General features: G+C 52.9%; 20 protein-coding genes and 1 other annotated feature. All 20 genes read right to left on the bottom strand.

What is annotated here, in order from left to right:
- On the bottom strand, positions 1–676 hold a 676-nt coding region (gene thrB, locus L691_RS0100445), incomplete at its 3' end, for a homoserine kinase (protein WP_025688071.1).
- Between the two features lie 134 nt (positions 677–810).
- Positions 811–2,097 (bottom strand): homoserine dehydrogenase, encoded by a 1,287-nt coding sequence (locus L691_RS0100440; RefSeq protein WP_025688070.1) that lies wholly within the window; start codon positions 2,095–2,097, stop codon positions 811–813.
- Between the two features lie 35 nt (positions 2,098–2,132).
- Entirely contained in the window at positions 2,133–2,570 is a 438-nt protein-coding gene (locus L691_RS0100435) for an ACT domain-containing protein (RefSeq protein WP_025688068.1), read from the bottom strand.
- 246 nt (positions 2,571–2,816) lie between these two features.
- Positions 2,817–4,127: a GTPase ObgE gene (obgE, locus tag L691_RS0100430; protein WP_025688066.1), complete on the bottom strand. Its 1,311-nt coding sequence runs from the start codon at positions 4,125–4,127 to the stop codon at positions 2,817–2,819.
- A gap of 17 nt (positions 4,128–4,144) precedes the next feature.
- A complete protein-coding gene (locus L691_RS30945; protein ID WP_025688065.1) occupies positions 4,145–4,891 on the bottom strand; it encodes a Spo0B domain-containing protein in 747 nt (248 codons plus the stop codon).
- Positions 4,892–5,098: 207 nt separating this feature from the next.
- Positions 5,099–5,410, bottom strand: a complete 312-nt coding sequence (rpmA, locus tag L691_RS0100420; RefSeq protein WP_025688063.1) for a 50S ribosomal protein L27 — start codon at positions 5,408–5,410, stop codon at positions 5,099–5,101.
- 17 nt (positions 5,411–5,427) lie between these two features.
- Complete coding sequence (locus tag L691_RS0100415; RefSeq protein WP_025688062.1) at positions 5,428–5,763, bottom strand: ribosomal-processing cysteine protease Prp; 336 nt, start codon at positions 5,761–5,763, stop codon at positions 5,428–5,430.
- A gap of 12 nt (positions 5,764–5,775) precedes the next feature.
- Entirely contained in the window at positions 5,776–6,087 is a 312-nt protein-coding gene (rplU, locus tag L691_RS0100410; RefSeq protein ID WP_025336030.1) for a 50S ribosomal protein L21, read from the bottom strand.
- 14 nt (positions 6,088–6,101) lie between these two features.
- Positions 6,102–6,186 (bottom strand) — a sequence feature (ribosomal protein L21 leader region).
- Between the two features lie 106 nt (positions 6,187–6,292).
- Positions 6,293–7,543, bottom strand: a complete 1,251-nt coding sequence (locus L691_RS0100405; protein WP_025688058.1) for an Rne/Rng family ribonuclease — start codon at positions 7,541–7,543, stop codon at positions 6,293–6,295.
- 173 nt (positions 7,544–7,716) lie between these two features.
- Complete coding sequence (locus L691_RS0100400) at positions 7,717–8,559, bottom strand: M50 family metallopeptidase (RefSeq protein ID WP_025688056.1); 843 nt, start codon at positions 8,557–8,559, stop codon at positions 7,717–7,719.
- Entirely contained in the window at positions 8,552–9,394 is an 843-nt protein-coding gene (locus tag L691_RS0100395; RefSeq protein ID WP_025688054.1) for a M23 family metallopeptidase, read from the bottom strand. The genes L691_RS0100400 and L691_RS0100395 overlap by 8 nt, the downstream gene beginning before the upstream one ends.
- A 215-nt stretch (positions 9,395–9,609) precedes the next feature.
- Positions 9,610–10,404, bottom strand: coding sequence for a septum site-determining protein MinD (gene minD / locus L691_RS0100390; RefSeq protein ID WP_025688051.1), 795 nt, complete (start codon positions 10,402–10,404; stop codon positions 9,610–9,612).
- A 4-nt stretch (positions 10,405–10,408) separates the two neighbouring features.
- Positions 10,409–11,068 (bottom strand): septum site-determining protein MinC, encoded by a 660-nt coding sequence (gene minC, locus L691_RS0100385; protein WP_025688050.1) that lies wholly within the window; start codon positions 11,066–11,068, stop codon positions 10,409–10,411.
- Between the two features lie 79 nt (positions 11,069–11,147).
- Positions 11,148–11,678, bottom strand: coding sequence for a rod shape-determining protein MreD (gene mreD / locus L691_RS0100380; protein WP_025688049.1), 531 nt, complete (start codon positions 11,676–11,678; stop codon positions 11,148–11,150).
- On the bottom strand, positions 11,675–12,553 hold the full coding sequence (mreC, locus tag L691_RS0100375; RefSeq protein WP_025688048.1) for a rod shape-determining protein MreC: 879 nt from the start codon (positions 12,551–12,553) through the stop codon (positions 11,675–11,677). The genes mreD and mreC overlap by 4 nt, the downstream gene beginning before the upstream one ends.
- A gap of 65 nt (positions 12,554–12,618) precedes the next feature.
- Entirely contained in the window at positions 12,619–13,653 is a 1,035-nt protein-coding gene (locus tag L691_RS0100370) for a rod shape-determining protein (RefSeq protein WP_025688046.1), read from the bottom strand.
- A 40-nt stretch (positions 13,654–13,693) separates the two neighbouring features.
- A complete protein-coding gene (radC, locus tag L691_RS0100365) occupies positions 13,694–14,383 on the bottom strand; it encodes a RadC family protein (RefSeq protein ID WP_025688044.1) in 690 nt (229 codons plus the stop codon).
- Between the two features lie 471 nt (positions 14,384–14,854).
- A complete protein-coding gene (locus L691_RS0100360; protein ID WP_025688043.1) occupies positions 14,855–15,637 on the bottom strand; it encodes a Maf family protein in 783 nt (260 codons plus the stop codon).
- A 33-nt stretch (positions 15,638–15,670) separates the two neighbouring features.
- Positions 15,671–15,916: a DUF4321 domain-containing protein gene (locus L691_RS0100355; protein ID WP_025688042.1), complete on the bottom strand. Its 246-nt coding sequence runs from the start codon at positions 15,914–15,916 to the stop codon at positions 15,671–15,673.
- Positions 15,917–16,057: 141 nt separating this feature from the next.
- Positions 16,058–16,890, bottom strand: an 833-nt coding sequence (locus tag L691_RS0100350) for an SPOR domain-containing protein (RefSeq protein WP_025688041.1), incomplete at its 5' end; no start/stop codon positions are given.

Here is a 16,890-nt window from a genome sequence, read left to right as displayed (position 1 = left end):
GGCCCAGCCGGTCCCGCATCGCTGCGCCGATCAGGTCCAGACGCCCGCAGGCAAGCGCTCCGGTCAGCAGCGAAGAGCGGCTGACGTTGTACACGGCATCGGCGACGGTTACGCTGGATGGGAGAGCCTCCCGGGCTTTAGACGTCGCCAGTTCAAATTCGGGAATAACGACAAGCACCTCAAGATCCTCCGGCGGCTCGATGCGGATAACATCCGCATGGATGCCGTCCCAGGCGGCGGCGATGATTCCTCCGAACAGGGAAGCGCCGACGTTGTCGGGATGCTTCTCCAGCGCGGTTGCCATATCGAAGAGCCTGTCATTGCTCAGGGGGGATCCGATCAGCGCATTGGCCGCAACCATGCCGCCGATAATGGCGGAAGCGCTGCTGCCAAGCCCGCGTGTCAGCGGAATTTCGGAATACATCGAAATTTCCAGTTCGGGGACAGACACGCCGGCCTCGTCGAATACCATCTGCGCAACCTTGTAAATCAAGTTGCTCTTATCCTGGGCCACATCCTTCATCTCATCACCGTACAGGTGGAAGACGGTCTGCTCCGCTTCGCCCATTTCGATCCAGGCATACAGCGACAGCGCCATGCCGAGCGTATCGAATCCCGGACCCAGATTCGCGGTGCTGGCGGGTATTTTCACCCTAACCTTTCTATTGTTACTCATGAGCGCACCGCCTTTTGTCTGCGGCAAGACCTTTTTTCTAGTACAATGGAATATTGCTCTCTATTATCATACAGTATGGAATATTTCACAACCCATGGTCTCCTTTAAAGATAATGCCTTCCCTGCGGTTTGCATCAGCCTTCGACACGGTAATGACTTTTGATACGGCGGATGACCTCAAGTTCCTCGAAACGGCGGAGAACCTTGTTCATACTGGACTTGCTGGCATCATGCGTAACGATAATAATCTCGGCCGCCGGGTTATTCGGATTCGCCTGCTGCACGACGGAATCGAGGCTGACGTCGCATTCGGCAAGCACCTGGGTGATTTTGGCAAGCACCCCTGCTTTATCGTCCACATGGAGCAGCAGGAAGTTTTTAAAATAAATATCGTCGTCGCTCTTCAGCTTCTTATTCTTATATGGAACGATTTGCTTCAGTCCGTTAACGCCCAGCTTCAAGTTCTTGATCACCGCAACCAGATCGGCCACAACAGACGTTGCCGTGGGCATTTCGCCCGCTCCCGCTCCGTAGAACATCGTTTCCCCGACCGCTTCGCCATAGACATAGACCGCATTGAAAACTCCGTTAACGGAAGCGATCGGATGGCTCGTGCGAATCATGGTAGGCTGAACGCTAATGCTGAATTCATCATTATCGCTCTCGGCAATGCCGAGCAGCTTCATCTCGTATCCAAGACGCTTTGCGAACAAAATATCCTCTTTGCTGACGCCGGAAATTCCGCTTACACTCACGTCCCGAAGTTCAACGTTGGTGCGGAAACCCAGTGTGCCGAGAATCGCCATTTTGCGGGCGGCGTCAAGCCCTTCCACATCAGAGGTCGGATCGGACTCGGCATAACCGAGCTCCTGCGCCTCCTTCAGCACATCGTCGTACGAAGCGCCTTCCTGGCTCATTTTGGTCAGTATATAGTTGGTTGTTCCATTGACAATACCCATGATTTTAACGATCCGGTCGGAAGAAAAGCCTTCGATCAGCGTCCGGATAATCGGGATGCCTCCAGCCACGCTAGCTTCATAAAAAACATCGCATTGTTTTTCCTGTGCTTTTTCCAATATTTCGGTCCCATATAGAGCCATAAGATCTTTGTTGGCGGTAACGATATGCTTGCCCCGCTCAAGAGCCTCCAAAATATACTCTCTGGTGGCCTCAACCCCGCCCATGACCTCAACGATAACATCGATTTCCGGGTCGCGGATGACTTCCCAAGGATCGGTGGTCAGCTTCGCCGGATCGATTTCAATCGAACGGGGCTTATCACAGTTCTTAACAGCAATACGTTCAATATGTATCGGCGAACCGACCTGACTGCTCAAATCCTCCTGGTTCCCCTGCACGATGCGAACTACGCCCGTACCGACCGTTCCCAGCCCGAGCAATCCTACTTTCACCGGTTTCATCTGAATCTGAATCCCCCTTAACGTATATTCCCTTTCTAACCTTGACCTACAATCAGAGCTCGCTTGACGCCGGTCATCCCTTTCAGGCTATCCAGCATGTCTCCCAGTTCATCATTTATGTGGGTGATCTCAATGGAAAGGACAACGTTCGCCCACCCTTGAAGCGGAATGCTCTGATGAATGGTCAGCACATTGGCTCCATGACCCGCTACGGCCCCAAGCACTTTGGACAGCATGCCAGACTCATGCTCAAGATCCATCGAGATCGTTACGATGCGCTCTCTTTCCAGCTGATGGATCAGATGGATGCCGTCCTTGTATTTGTAAAAAGCGCTCCGGCTCAGCCCCACCTGCTCTACACCCTCATGAACCGTCTTGGCATCGCCGGCTTCCAGCAGCTGCTTGACCTGCATCGTCTTCAGTACCGCCTCGGGCAAAATATCTTCACGAACCAAATAATAACGTTCTTTCACAAACGTCCTCTCCTCAAAGACTTTTGTTTTTACATAGTGGACATTATAAAGTTATTCAGAAAGAATTGCAATACTTTTCACAAAACCGTTGTACTCTGAAATCCAATTTTCGATTCCGCAGCAGCTCAGGAACAACTTCGAGATAGGATGCACCTATTGAAAAAGTGTAAGAAAAAGGGCGCCGTCACGGTTCTTCTTGTACGAAAAAACCATGCTGCGCCTGCTTGCGTTCCGTTATTCACTTAATCAATAGTAGCTGCTGTTCTCGACAAACTCGAATTCGAAATCGGCGATTCGAACAATGGTGCCTTCCACCGCGCCGCGTTTGCGGAGCTCCTCATCCACACCCATATGCCGCAGCGTCCGCGCAAGCTTCAGAATCGCATCATGCGAATTGAGCTGCATCCGTTTGAGCATCCGCTCAATCTTCGGACTGTTGACGACAAAGGCTTCGTTATCGCGGGTGATCGTAAAGGAGTCATCATCCTTTGCCTCAAGCTTATATACTTTATGCTCACCGCTCTCTGCCACTTCCTCCACGGCCGGAGCCTGCGGAATGGAATCAAGCAGATCGGCGGCGCGGTAAAGCAGCTCTTGAATGCCTTTGCGGGTCAGCGACGAGATTGGCAGGATCTCCAGATCGGGCCGAAGACTGCCGGCGCGCTCGCGGAAAGAAGCCAGGTTCGCCTCCGCTTCCTCCATATCCATCTTATTGGCCGCTACAATCTGCGGACGATCGGCAAGGCCAGTGTTGTATTGCTGCAGCTCTTCGTTGATCTTCACCCAGTCCTCGAACGGATCACGGCCTTCGGAGCCGGCCATATCGACAACGTGAATGATGATACGCGTGCGTTCGATGTGGCGCAGAAATTCATGCCCGAGCCCAACGCCCTCATGAGCGCCCTCAATCAGTCCGGGTAGGTCCGCCATGACAAAGCTGCGGCCGTCCCCTACGTCCACGACGCCGAGATTCGGTGTGATAGTTGTAAAATGGTACGCTCCAATTTTAGGCTTGGCAGCCGAAACGACGGACAGCAATGTGGATTTGCCTACGCTCGGAAAGCCGACAAGTCCTACATCCGCCATGACTTTTAGCTCAAGCACAACGTAGCGTTCCTGGCCTTCCTCCCCGTTCTCCGCAAGCTCGGGAGCAGGGTTATTCGGCGTTGCGAAACGGATGTTGCCCCGGCCTCCCCGGCCTCCCCGGGCCACAACCACTTCCTGGCCGTGACGTGTCATGTCGGCGATGATCTCACCGCTGTCATCGTCAATGAGCACCGTTCCCGGCGGAATGCGGACGATCATATCGTCTGCTCCCGCGCCGTGCTGGCTCTTATTGCGCCCTTTTTCCCCGCGCTGGGCCTTGAAATGCCGCTGATACCTGAAATCCATTAAGGTACGCAGCCCTTCGTCCACGCGGAAAATGACGTCCCCGCCCTTGCCGCCGTCCCCGCCGGCTGGGCCGCCCTCCGGCACATATTTCTCGCGGCGGAACGCGACCAGACCGTCGCCGCCGTCACCGCCTTTTACAAATATTTTCGCTTTATCTACAAACATGGATGTCTCACCTTCCTTCACATTCCCATCGGCAAGCGCAGCTGGAAGTCTGCCTTATGGGGCGTCAGCTGCTCCGCTATTACAATTTTACCCTGGACGATATTAAATATCTGTTCCCGGAACAGCTCAGTTCCCCCGCGCAAGCCGTCGCCGTTGCCGCCGAATGCAATGACAACGTCCCCCTTATCCTTCTTAAAGGAAAGGAGCAGCGAACGGGTCTCGCCCTGGGCAGCCAGCCCTCCAAATTGGCAGGCTCTGACCGCTTGCATAATCACCGAGGTCAGCTCATCTCCGGCCTCGGGCGTCAGCTTATCTCCAAGCTGCAATCCTTCTTCCACTTCAATGTCCAGCTGCAGGCTTCCGCCCACTGTGCGAAAGGATTGAAGATAGAAGACCAGTGACGGAATACCAAGCTTGGATATCCGGCTGTCCAGTTCGATGCGTCCTTTTATTCTTTCCACACACTGTACCGATTTATCAGGCTTGCCCAGTTGAATATAGCCGTACAGTACCTGGAGATCATTCATCCAGTCATGGCGGTGATGATTAAGCGTCCGGATCGCCGTCTGCTGAAGGATCCGTTCTTGCTTCCGCAGTTCCCGTTCATAATGGCGGCGGACCGCCAGGACGCTGAATAAAGCTGCCGCTGCGGCCCACAAGCCAAGCAGAAGGCATGTCCAAAGCGTCGGCCATACGCAGGCGACCCCCAAGGGTAACGCTATCGATAACACCGACGCTCCTAATGCGCTTTTCCAGGATTTCATACTGTCTTCCCCGTCCCTTACGTTCGCGAATTCTTAGCGCCCTACCACAATCAGACCCGTTCATGTTTACCAAGTATACCATAGGAATTCCCCCGGATTCATTAAGAAGCGGCAAGAATTTTCCTGCTATCTGGAAATTTCCTTATCCTGAAAAAAAGCCTCCGGCGTTCATGCCGGAGGCTTTACTAGCAATTATAGTCCGTAAGCTTACGCTTCCAGAGCCGCTGCTACCGGAGCGACGTCTACCGGGTAGACGCTCACTTTCTTACGATCGCGGCCCAGACGCTCGAACTTCACAACGCCGTCCACTTTGGCGAACAAAGTATCGTCTTTGCCGATGCCTACGTTCGTGCCAGGGTGGATTTTCGTTCCGCGTTGACGCACCAGAATGCTTCCGCCTGTTACGGCTTGGCCATCGGCACGTTTCACGCCAAGACGTTTCGCGTGGCTATCGCGTCCGTTCTTTGTGGAACCTACACCTTTTTTCGATGCGAACAATTGAAGATCCAATTTCAACATGCTGTCTACCTCCTTCTTCAAATAATGACTTCCTGTATCTGAATATACTTACCGTACGACTCTGCAATCGTATTGAGCATAACGATCATGGATTCCAAAAGCAGCTGCACTTTGGCAGCAGTTTCGGGGTCTTCGATCGGCAACAGCGTCCCGCTGAGAAACCCGTCCTTCATAGACGAATCCAGCACGACTCCGGTTAAGGATTCAATCGCGTTGACGGTACCGACCGTTACGGTCGAAACACCGGCACACACGATATCTCTGCCCCTTCTATCATACTCGGCATGGCCATTGACGGCAAAACCGATGATCGCGCCTTGAGAGGAAGACCTCGTAATCCGCACGTTAATCATTAACGCACCTTCTTACGCTTGAATCTTCTCGATCGTTACTTTTGTGTAAGGCTGACGATGGCCTTGCTTCTTATGGTAGTTCTTCTTTGGTTTGTATTTGTAAACGACAACCTTCTGACCTTTACCATGCTTCTCAACCTTCGCCGTTACGGAAGCGCCGCTTACGAGCGGAGTTCCCGCCGTCAGACCGCTTTCGTTCGATACAGCTAGGACACGGTCAAACGTTACGCTTGCTCCGTCTTCCGCGTTCAGCTTCTCGATGAACAATACGTCGCCCTCTTGAACTTTGTATTGCTTGCCGCCAGTTTCGATAATTGCATACATTGGTTTTGCACCTCCTCATGTCTCAGACTCGCCTGGTCCAGGTGGCGCTTCCTTACGGAATCGCACTTGATTACCCGATCGGAGCGGTTACAGCATGTGCAGGCAATTCAATAAACCAGACACATACTTATAGATGATAGCATGGAGACCTGGAATAGTCAACGCTGTTACTGCATATAAATATTTTCCAACGAAGCGATACCGTTTATACCCGTCCCTGCTTCCACATCGGCGTTCGACCGGTGCCTCCGCAGCATTCGCATGGACGGGTAAAGAACTCCAGAACGTCATGCCTCACTTTTTTCCGCGTCATCTCAAGCAGCCCCAGCCGAGTCCAGCCCAAAATATATGTCTTCGTCCGGTCACTGCTGATGATGCTTTCGAGCCGGGCCACCACCATTTTGCGATGCTCTTCCAGTTCCATGTCAATAAAATCGATGATGATAATGCCGCCGGTATCCCGTAGCCGGATTAGACGCCCAATCTCTTCCGCAGCGAGCAGATTGGTGCGCGTAACCGTCTCTTCCAGCGACGCTCCACCCGTATATTGTGCCGTATTGACATCGATTACTGTTAGCGCTTCCGCCTCATCCCAGATGAGCGTTCCTCCGCCTTCTAGCGAAATTTTGCGGCTGAACCCGCGCTCCAGCTGCTCTTCCACTCCGTATGCGGCAAAAATTGGCGCAGCTCCGGTATACAGTTCCACCGGCTTGTATCCTTCCGGAGCCATCTCGCTCAAGAATGCTTCAGCCTCCTTGGCGGCCTGTGGAGAATCTATACGAAGCTCGTCCAGCCGGGGATCGAACGCGTCGCGGATGAACCGCTGTACGATACTGAGATCACGGTGCAGCAGCGCCGGCGCTTCCGCCTTCTGGGCGCGGTGCATGATTCTCTCCCACTGTGCCCGCAGAAGAGCTAAATCTCCTTCCACCGCTTCGGAGAGCTCGTCCTCAGACACGGTGCGCATAATCAGACCTTCTTCATTCTTCCGCAGGCGTTCGGCCAGCGCCTTCAGCCGGTTCCGCTCGGATTCGCGCCCGATCTTTTTCGAAACCCCGACGTATTCCGCAAACGGCATATATACCATCCAGCGCCCCGGGAGCGTGTAGTGTGTCGTGACCCGCGCTCCCTTGTTTCCTCTAGGTTCTCTTCTAACCTGAACAATAATTTCCTGTCCGGGCTTTAGCAGCGTATCAATCGATGGCTTTACTTTAGGCTGTTTCTCTAGATGCGGATGCAGTACATCATCTACATATAGAAAGGCATTTTTTTTCTGCCCGATATCGACAAAAGCGGCCTGCATTCCAGGCAGCACATTCATTACCCGTCCTTTGTAGTAGCTGCCGACCAGTCCCTGCTGCTCCTCCCGCTCAGCCGCATATTCCACCAGTCTTCCCTTCTCCAGAAGGGCCATCCGGGTCACATGCTGCGAACAGTGAACGATCATTTGTTTCATGGCGTCACCTCTGGTTACCTAAGAAGAACGGCTCTGCTGTCCTTTTAAGGACTGCAACCGTTTCTCGCAAAAATGTGAGTCTATGGATAAGCGTGAAGCTTCTCCATTTCATTTTTCAAAAATCCCCCAATTCCCCTATGGAGGATCGGCGAAGAGCGCCGAAAACAGCCGCTTCATATCCCAAAATAGGACGAGAGCAAGCGCTGCTCCGGTACGACCGCCATCACGCCTCCTTCGGCGTCAAGCACATAGATCAAATGATACTGGTGCCGTTTAAATAGACGCAGGATATCATCCAAAGGTTTCGCAAGAGGCGCAACAATCGGGAGTGCAGGTGTACCTTTGTCCATATGTTGTTCATATATCGCGCCCCGGTTCATGAGAAAAGCCAAAAACCGGAAAGGAAGATTTCGGTGATCCGTTATATTGGAATACAGCAAAAATGCAGCGATCATCAGCAAATTAAGCCGAAGTCCACCGCCGCTTACCAGCGGCAGCAGAGCATACACGGCCGTCAAGGCGCTTGCCGCAATGCTGATTCGTCCGCACCAGAGCAGAGTCGAGTAATACGGCGCCTGAAGGCTTAGGGCAGCTTGTACGATTCTCCCTCCATCAAGCGGCAAAATAGGCAGCATATTGAATAAGGCGATAATGAGATTGGCTTGAATGAGATAATCCATATAGGCTTCGCCGCCCCAACCGGCTCCTTTCAAAGCGGCCGCGAACACGATCATCAGCACGTTCTGCAGCGGCCCTGCCAGCGCAATTCCGATCTCGCGGTATGCGGTCAGCTTTCCATTATCCTCAATAACCGCGACTCCTCCGAACGGAAGCAGTTGTACCGATTTGACGGTCGCCCCCGCCAGGAGCGCCGCCCAGACATGTCCCAGCTCGTGAACGAGGACGATGGCAAATAGCGTCAGCAGCTCGAGAAACTGCCCGGTAAGCACGGAAAGCAGCATTATGATGACAAACAGCGGATGCAGGAAAAAGGAAATGCCCCAAACCTTAATCAAAACCGATCTCTTCCGCCGGATCGATATAAGCTTTGTCCCGCATTACCGCAAAATAGAGCAGCTTAGGAGAAGACGCGCTCGTTTCCTCCATCCATCCGACGGTGCCGCCGCTCTGTACCCAGTCATCCGCTTTCAGCTTCGTGCCGTTTAAATGTCCGTATTCGGCGGTAATTCCTCCGCTATGCTGAACGGTTACACGGATGCCTCCATCCGCTTCACGCGAAACGGACAGCACCCTTCCCATATCTATGCTTTTTACCACCGCGCTTCCAGGTTCATCGGCCGCAGGCTTGATTTCTACGCCTTTTAACGTAGAGGCAAATGGCCTAACAATGCTTCCTGCTATAGGAGGAGACAGCTTATGAAGCGTAGAGGCTTTCCGCGCCTTATCCTCTCCGTTCCCGAAAATCGGGATAAACGCCGGAGCTCCGTCAAAATACCGTTCATACCACATACGGGCTGCAGAAAAATCCATATCCTTGCTTAAGCCGTCCGAAATGAAATTTTGCGCGCGATAAGCCCACGGCTGCTGCACCGAAAAGATCCCCCATACCGCTCCGAACAGGAGCCCGCTAATCATTGTGCGCCGAATAAAGCCGGACAGAAATCGCGGCTTCTTACGTTCCCCTTCCCCGTCCCAGTTTCGCTGCCGCTCTTTCCATAGTTTTTCCGGGTCGGGCTCGGCGCCGTTCCCATTCAGGTATTTATGCCAATCTTCCGCACTGTCATCCTCCGGCCTGGTGAATCGTGGCGATTTGGTGAAATCCGATTCGTCTTCCAGCAGATTGCGGATAGGCTGCTTGCGGTGATTCCCTGCGATTGTTTTGTGACCCATATCGATCCCTCCGGCGGGCTTGTTTAGTATCATCCTATGAGGGAATGCGGCGATTTTAGAACAAGCCTTCATGGGAGAAACGGCGGGCTGGGGCACAGACCTTCTATCGGGGGTCAGCTTATAAAATCTTATATTTAAAAAAACCAGCCCCGGACAACCACTAATGAACGTGGTGTCCGGGGCTTGCTTTTTTTGGCAGTCTCAGTTTTATGCCTTTAACCGATCCCGAAAAATTTCTTCAACTTTTTGAATGCGCCCGGCTTGCGGTCAAGCTGCATCAGAGGCACAGCGTCGCCCAAAATGCGGCGGGCAATATTGCGGTAAGCAATGGCGGCGCCCGAATCCGGATTCATGACCGTTGGCTCTCCCATATTAGCCGCCTTGATCACAAGTTCGTCATCCGGCACAATCCCGATCAGGTCGATATTGAGCACCTGCAAAATATCCTCGACATCAAGCATATCGCCGGATTTTATAAGTCCAGGCCGGATGCGGTTAATGACCAGCTTGGGCGATTCCACATCGGACTGCTCGAGCAGCCCAATCACCCGGTCGGCGTCGCGTACAGCTGCATGTTCGGGCGTTGTCACGACAATCGCCTTATCCGCGCCGGCTACCGCGTTGCGGAAGCCGTGCTCGATTCCAGCCGGGCAATCGATTAGAATATATTCATATTCCTTCTTCAGTTCCAATACGATATCTCTTACCTGCTCGGGGGTGACTGAAGTTTTGTCCTTTGTCTGCGCGGCCGGGAGCATATACAGTTCTTCAAACCGCTTGTCTTTGACCAATGCTTGGCCAAGCCGGCAGCGTCCTTCGGCAACATCCACCAGATCGTATATGATCCGGTTCTCAAGACCCATAACCACGTCCAGATTTCGCAGCCCGATATCGGTATCAACGAGACATACTTTCTTCCCCTGCAGCGCAAGCGCGGTTCCAATATTAGCCGTTGTGGTCGTCTTGCCCACGCCGCCTTTGCCGGAGGTAACAACAATCGCTTCTCCCATGAGGCTACACCCCCTTAAACACATTTAAATCCCGACGCAGCTTGACGATGTTGTGTATTTTGTCGATTTTCATAGCACCTTCCGACAAAAATGCGAATTCCATGCTGCTCTCCCGGGTTTCCCATTCATCCGGGGGCCGGCTGATGATCTCGGCTATGCGAAGCTGGGTCGGAGCCATCACGGAAGCCGCGATAACCGCTTCTTCATTGCCCTCCACTCCCGCGTGAGCCATGCCTCTCAGCGCCCCGAGAATAAAAATATCTCCGGTACAGGTAATCGTGCCGCCGGGATTCACGTCTCCAAGAAAGAGCAGATCTCCCTTATGATGCAGCACTTGGCCGGACCGAAGGATGCCGCTCATCACGAACATCGAGCTTCCGCTCTCCGGTTTCGGGGCATTCTGCGCCTCGATCGAACGGATCAGCAGATTGCCCGGTCTGCGCAATATCTCCAGCACCGCTTCTTTTTCTTCCTCAGTTACCGAACGGCTGCCAAGCTTGACATCCACATGCACGATCGGTCCGGTTAAAATATTTTGATGGCTGTGCTCCAGCTTGTACCGAAGCTCGTCAAGCAGCTCTTCAAAGGGACATTTGTCATCTAGCAGGAAGACCAGGCCGTCCTTGATGCCTTTTATCCGTACATGCTTGGATATTACTGTCATATGCCCCTCCCCCCATTCTCATTCATTCGTGCCAAGGCCCTAAAGTTCCTGCTTGATTCGATAGAAAATGAGCCAAGCTTTACTCCTTCTCTTCCTTGCGCGTCCCGCTCTCCAACTTCTCAAGCTGACGCCGGACGGGAATGTACAGCAGAAGTCCAAGGACAAAATGAATAAGCATGGTGGGCAGCATATAGCTTAGCAGCGCCCAATTGTATGGATCGCGGTTCAGCTTGAATATGCTGTAAATGCCGAACAAGATGCTGTCATCGAGCCAGCTACCCAGAAGCACAATCGTCATCATAAGCGGCAGCGGCGCGCGGGGTGCCTGAAAGATCAGGCCGATCAAATAGGCAGACACACCCATAGTAAAGGAATGGGCGCCGATGATTCTTCCGTAAAACACGATATCCTGCAACATGCCGAAGCTTAGGCCCAGTATCAGCGCCGTATGCCGGTGACGATATACGGTCACAAATAATATAACAATAAAGACAAGGTTCGGGACAATCCGCATTTCCCACGAATCCGGTATGACCCAGGGCAATACGGTGCCCTGAAGAATAAACAGCAGAAACAGTAGCAGAATAAGAGTCGACTTGCGCGCTCTCACTGCGGCTCCTCCGGAGTAAAGACGACAAGCAGATTCTTCCAGTCCTCAAAGCCGGCCGCAGGCTTTATCACGGCGGTCTTGGTCAACCCGAACTCCCCAACTTCGACGCTCTCAACTGTACCGATAATCAGTCCCTGCGGATAGAGGCCACCGATTCCGGATGATATGATCATATCATTCACGGCGATTGGGTCCTTCTCGTCAATCCGGGTCATAATAAGCCGCTGCGTCTGCTGATCGTAACGCTCGACCATTCCGAACGTCTCTTTGACTTTACCGAATGCGGTGGCGGCTATCGGCGGTTGAGAGTTAGGATCACTGCTGTCCATCATAGTCAAGAGCTTGACAGTCGACGTAAATTTGCTCACTTGACTAATGATGCCGACAAGACCTTTCTCGGAAATAACGGACATATTCGGCTTGACGCCGTCCCGCGCCCCCAAATTAATAACCAGCGTATTATTGCTAGGATCCGTCGACAGACTGATCACCTGGGCATAATGGTACTCATAATTATATTGGTTGCTCTGCGACTTTGTGAACCGCAGTAATTTCTCGTACTCCTCGACTCTGGCTGCAAGTATATTATACTGGACCTTTTCCCGGGTATACTGGGCAACAGTGATCTTCAGCCGCTCGTTCTCTTCGGCAAGACCCTTCAGGTTACCAATATCTTCAAAGAAGCCCGCTATGTATCCAGCGGGCTTGTAGAACAGACTCTGTACAAAACCGGTCGTATCTCTGACGAAGTTTTCGGGCCACGACAACGACTTTCTTGTTCCGAGAGAGAAGCCCATGACCACAATAAAGAGTACCAGCGTAATTAACAGTATGAACAGCCGCTTATTGCTGAACAGCTTAAACAGTTTCAACACCCTCTAACAACCGTTTTCTCTCTCGCTCCAGAAGCTCTAGATAGTCCTTCTCTCTCCCCATAAATCTACCGTTTCGACCGAAAGGATGCGCTGCCGTGGGTCTTGAACAGATGGATATTTTCCAGCGCTTTGCCGGTTCCGATCGCCACGCAGTCGAGCGGATTCTCCGCTACGATAACAGGCATGCCGGTCTCGCGCGCCAGCAGCTTATCCAAATTGCGAAGCAGCGCCCCCCCGCCGGTCAGAACAATCCCACGATCCATAATGTCGGCGGCAAGCTCCGGAGGACATTTCTCCAGCGTTACTTTTACCGCTTCGGTAATCGCATTGACCGTATCGGCCAGCGCCTCGGAAATCTCACCCGATGTGATGCTGAGTGTCTTTGGAAGTCCGGTCACAAGATCCCGTCCTCGGATTTCCATCGTCTCCGCCTTCTCCAGCGGCAACGCGGAGCCAATATCCATCTTCAATTGTTCCGACGTGCGTTCTCCAATCATGAGGTTGTACTGGCGCTTAATGTATTGGATAATCGACTCGTCCATTTCATCCCCGGCCACACGTACGGACCGACTTGTTACAATACCACCAAGAGAAATGACGGCAACCTCCGTCGTGCCGCCGCCGATATCAACGACCATGCTGCCCGTCGGTTCCCATACCGGCAGGTCGGCGCCGATCGCGGCCGCGAACGGTTCCTCGATAATATATGCCTCGCGGGCTCCGGCTTGCTTCGTCGCATCCTCTACGGCCCGCTGCTCCACGGCGGTAATTCCCGAAGGGACGCATACCATTACGTTCGGATGGCGCTGGAACATGGAGCGCTGCTTCTGAGCCTGGCGGATAAAGTATTTAATCATGGTAGCGGTTGTATCGAAGTCGGCGATAACCCCATCCTTCATCGGACGGATAGCCCGGATATTTCCCGGCGTGCGGCCGATCATTTTTTTGGCGGATTCGCCTACAGCTTCAATCGTTTTCGTATCGGTACGGATCGCGACAACGGAAGGCTCTCTTACCACAATGCCTTTTCCGCGGACGTAAACCAGTGTATTTGCCGTTCCCAAGTCAATTCCCAAATCTTTTGTAAAGCCACCTAACATGCTGTAAACTCCCTTTCCCTGTCAATTGCATCGTTTATTGTTACATAAGTCCTTGTTCCTTCATGCTGACAAATCCGTCATCGCCGATAATCAAATGGTCCAGCACGTCAATTCCGACAATCTCGCCTGCCTCAAGCAGTCTTCGGGTCAGGGAAATATCCTCCGGACTCGGTGTTGGATCGCCGCTGGGGTGGTTATGAGCACATATAATGGAAGCGCTGCTGCACTTAATGGCCGCCCGAAACACCTCTCTTGGATGAACGATGGATGCATTAAGGCTGCCCATCGAAAGCGTTTCCTGCGCAATTACATGATTTTTCGTATTTAAAAAGAGACAGACAAAATGCTCCTTCTGCAAATAGCGAAGCTGCTCGGTTAGAATATCCGCCGCATCATGCGGGCTGCGAATCGTAACCAGCTGGCCCAGCCGCGAGTTCGACATCCGGCGTCCCAGCTCAATCCCGGCTTTCAGCTGCACCGCTTTGGCGGGACCGATTCCCTTGATATCCATCATTTCTTCAATGCTAAGGTCGGCCAGACGGCGAAGACCGCCAACCTGTCCCAATATGCGCTGCGCCACATGAATCGCCGATTCCTGGCGGGTTCCGGTCCGCAGCAGTATAGCCAGCAGTTCAGCCTGGCTGAGTGATTCCGCCCCATATTGCATCATGCGCTCTCTCGGTCGTTCTTCATGGGGAAGGTCTCGCAGCATGAACGTTGACGATTCCATCCCTGATCTCTTCCTTTCAGCCTCTGCATATGCGATATGGCTGTATGACAGTATTAGTTATCGAATAGCTGTGCGTGCGCGTCCGAAAATCCCAACAAGCGCCGCAGTTATCTTATACCCTAAATCATTATACGGGTAAAGCCAGCTCAATACAAATATAAATCGGACAGGGGAAGAACCGCTTTAATACACTTTCGTCGCTTGCTCCAACTTAAAATTCCCATTTCTTTGGAACGATTCGGCTACTCTTTATCATCCATCTTAGTGCAATACCTATCCGTACTGGTCGCAGCATTAAGGGAAACGCCGATACCAAGGGCATTGATGAAATCCGCTTATTGTCGAACATAATTTTAGAAGTACTCATTTTACAAAAATGGTCTTTTAGTAGTGTGTTTTCCGAGATAAGACTAAAGTCCGATGAATCAAAAGATATTAATCTTTCCCTTGGCACTTACATACCCCTCTCAATTAAGCCTTTAACGGATTGATGCCAAATTCCAACAACATCCGGTAAAGAAGATTCAATGGGAGTCCCATAATACTGTAAAAGTCACCCTCAATCTTTTCAATAAAAAGCGAGCCTATTCCCTGAATCCCGTAACTTCCTGCTTTATCCATCGGCTCGCCCGTCTTGATATAGCCGTCGATTTCTTGGGCCGACATCGGCTGGAACGTCACGCGGCTCTCCGTATAGCCGGCAATAACTGCAGGCTCTCCGTTTGGCGACTCAGAAAGCACGCGGTATCGTCCAATGCCGCCGAGCTCCACTGCATCGCTGCCGGTATTTTCATTGCTTCCCGGCTTACCCGTACCGCCAAAGGCCAGAGCCGTCATTTTCACCAAAGCCGCTTCTGCTGATATCCCCTCCCGGAGCATGCCGCCGTTCACGCCATCCCCGAGCTTGATGCAGGCAACGCCCGTATACACTTTATGGCTTCGCCCTTGAAGGGCGGTTAGCATCTTCCTGCTCTCTTCCTCATCCGCCGGTTTACCGAGAATACGCCCCTCTAGAACAACAATCGTATCGCTTCCAAGGATAACGCCGCTCCGTTCGCCTGCAAGCGGAAGAACGGCTTCCGCTTTGCGCAGGGCCAGCGCGCTTACAATTTGTTCGGGCTCCCACTCTGCCGGAAAGCTCTCATCGGCCTCGCTCGGCATAACGTCAAAGGGCAGTCCCAGTAAAGATAAAAGCTCCCGGCGGCGAGGCGAACCGGAAGCAAGAATAATCGAAGTTATGTGGTTATCGTTCATGTTGTAAGTGTTCCTTTCCATATGGTTAAATGCTTACTTCCTGCGGTACAGCCACACGGCGATAATAATACCGATCAGGCTTAGCATGCACAATTTCAGTTGAATCGTAACGTCATAAGAAAAGATGTCCAGATCGGCTTGCGGCGACCATTTGATCAACGTCGACTTTGTCAGGAAGGACAGTGCTTTAACCGGTTGCAGAAGCTTAGCTGCCCAGGCGCCGACCAGCCAGCCCAGAATCAAGTAAAGCAAAAGCATACCTATATTTCTCTTCTTCATTAGCCATCTTCCCTCCGCCAGCCTATGACATCCCCATCATTATACGGTGAAAATACGGTGAGTACAATGCAAAATCCGGCGCGGGAGCCATCGCCCGAACGCCGGGCCTGAGTGAATACTCATATCATACTACACTCTGGCTTAACCTTGTTCCATTGACGCAAGCAGCCGTTTCTGGCCGCTCAGCATGTCGAGCATCGCCGCCTGTACTTCCCACAGCAGACCGTCCGCCTTGCTCTTGCTATACTCGTTCATAGCCGACACGCCCCGGCTCACGGATTTCTCCAGTTCCTTGGCAGTGGCCAAGGGCCCAGACGGCAGTCCCGCCTCCAGCGCCTTCACCGCTTCCGTCCACTGCAGATGCAAGTCGCTTACCTTCGCGGTGTCCGCGGCCGTATCACCGCCGAGCAGCGAAGCGGAGAGGGAGCTGAGCTCCCTCAGCAATTCTCCGCTGGTATTAAAATAACGGGTAACCGTCTCGCCATTCCCGCCAAATACAAGCTGACTCTCGGAAGGAAGAGTGACTTCCTTCACATATAAATCGATGCCCTGCGCCTTCAGTCTGCTGCCGAGAAGCTTCGCCTGCTCCCGGTCGGATGACAATCCGGCGTACACCCGGTTCCCACCCTCAGGGTCTAGCCCTGCGGCAAGCCCGGCGCTCTCCAGCTCCTGCTGCGCCTGAGCCGCTCCTTCCGGCGTGCTGAACACCCCGTATTGGAGCAGGTAATAGCTCTGCTGCGCTACCTGTACCGGAACCGCCGGAGCGCTTACCGAATTGCCCGCTGCATCCTGCTGCGAGGCAGTTCCTGGCGTAGCCGTACCTGTAGAACCGCGGTCATTAACCCCGCCGAATAAAGTCAGTGCGGCATAGCCCAACAGCAGACCGATGCCGATGGCTCCGGCAACGGAAGCCGGGAATTTCCACCAGGACGAAGTACGGCGTGTAGTGTAGTAACCGCCGCCCGCGTCATCCG

It is taken from the genome of Paenibacillus zanthoxyli JH29, from assembly GCF_000520715.1.
GTDB classification, from domain to species: Bacteria; Bacillota; Bacilli; order Paenibacillales; family Paenibacillaceae; genus Paenibacillus_AQ; species Paenibacillus_AQ zanthoxyli.
This window is presented reverse-complemented; position numbering and strand designations above follow the sequence as displayed.